The sequence below is a fragment of the Streptomyces sp. MBT53 genome (genome assembly GCF_016654115.1).
In the GTDB taxonomy this organism is placed as follows: Bacteria; Actinomycetota; Actinomycetes; order Streptomycetales; family Streptomycetaceae; genus Streptomyces.
The window spans coordinates 1-1,296 of the sequence record NZ_JAEQAZ010000444.1 but is presented as its reverse complement, the minus strand read 5'-3'; the positions used below and the strand labels follow the sequence as shown (position 1 = coordinate 1,296).

The window sequence follows — 1,296 nt, the reverse complement described above, 5'->3', positions numbered from 1 at the left end:
TCGTGGTGGTCGGGATGGTCGGGATGGCCGGGACCGGAAGCAGGCTTCAGGGCGGTGGCGGTGGCGGAGGCGGAGGCCGTGGGAGAAGCGGGGGCGTGGGCGGCGCCGGACGCGGGTGCGCTCCCGGCGCCCCCCGCTCCCACGCCGTACGCCGGAACACCCCCGTACGGATTCGCCACCGTGCCCGTGCCGAGCACAAGCAGCAGTCCCGTGGTGCGCAGCCATGGAGTCACGGGACAAGCGTCACATCGGGCGGGTTTCCCGGCATTCCGGGTTCGGGCAAACGGTGGATCACCTTACGAGGGGGGCACCACGGTGGTGAGGTGTGCGGGTGCGAGAGAATGGCGGCATGGAGATGCCGAGGAACGAAAGGTCACCGGAGAAGCCTCAGATCCTGGTCGTGGGCCAGGACGGGATGGCGCTCGGTGGCACCGGGGACGAGGACTCCCGAGAGATCCCGGTGACGGAGATGGTGGAACAGCCCGCCAAGGTCATGCGGATCGGCAGCATGATCAAGCAGCTCCTGGAGGAGGTGCGTGCGGCTCCTCTCGACGAGGCGAGCCGGGTGCGGCTCAAGGAGATCCACGCCAGCTCGGTGAAGGAGCTGGAGGACGGTCTGGCGCCGGAGCTGGTCGAGGAGCTGGAGCGGCTCTCGCTGCCCTTCACGGACACCGCGATCCCGAGCGACGCGGAACTCCGTATCGCGCAGGCGCAGTTGGTGGGCTGGCTGGAGGGACTCTTCCACGGGATCCAGACCACGCTGTTCGCCCAGCAGATGGCGGCGCGGGCGCAGCTGGAGCAGATGCGCCGGGCGCTGCCGCCGGGTGTCGGTGACGGCGGCGAGGAGGGCCAGCCGGGTGGCGGCCGGGTGGGCGGTCCGTACCTGTAGACACCCGTACCTGTAGAGACCCGTACATGTAGACACCCGTTACATGTTCAAAGGGCCCGGCAGCGGTTGCTGCCGGGCCCTTCCGCGTCACGGGGTCAGGACGGGTTGCCCGTCGAGACGCCCAGCTGGATCTGGGGCATGTCCTTGGGGTCCACGTCCGTGTCGGCCGCCGGGAACTGCTCCATGACCGTGCCCTGGCCGTAGGTGTTCTCGTCCTCGTACTTGATCTTCACCTTCCAGCCCGCGGCCTGCAGGCAGGACTTGACCGACGAGAGGTACTTGAACTGGAAGTCCGGTACCCGGATCTTGGTGGAGTCGTCGTACGACTCCTCCGGCTCCGTGCACGCGGTCGTCTCGATCGTCTTCGTCTTGTCGCCGTCGCGGTGGCCCTCCACGGCCGTCGCCGA

Annotated in this window: 2 protein-coding genes and 1 pseudogene; 1 reads left to right on the top strand and 2 read right to left on the bottom strand. The window is 68.8% G+C overall.

Annotated elements, in window-relative coordinates:
- Positions 1-233, bottom strand: a pseudogene (locus tag JHN45_RS52035) (hypothetical protein); the annotation flags it as partial.
- A 116-nt stretch (positions 234-349) separates the two neighbouring features.
- On the opposite strand from JHN45_RS52035, the gene JHN45_RS52030 reads away from it, so the two are divergent.
- Positions 350-889, top strand: a complete 540-nt coding sequence (locus JHN45_RS52030; RefSeq protein WP_019073519.1) for a bacterial proteasome activator family protein — start codon at positions 350-352, stop codon at positions 887-889.
- 95 nt (positions 890-984) lie between these two features.
- Here the strand turns inward: JHN45_RS52030 and JHN45_RS52025 are convergent.
- The coding region (locus tag JHN45_RS52025; protein WP_201056511.1) for a PASTA domain-containing protein at positions 985-1,296 on the bottom strand (312 nt) is incomplete at its 5' end.

Excerpts from the sequence above, each read along its gene's own strand:
- JHN45_RS52030 (WP_019073519.1), top strand. The coding sequence starts at position 350 with ATGGAGATGCCGAGGAACGAAAGGTCACCGGAGAAGCCTCAGATCCTG.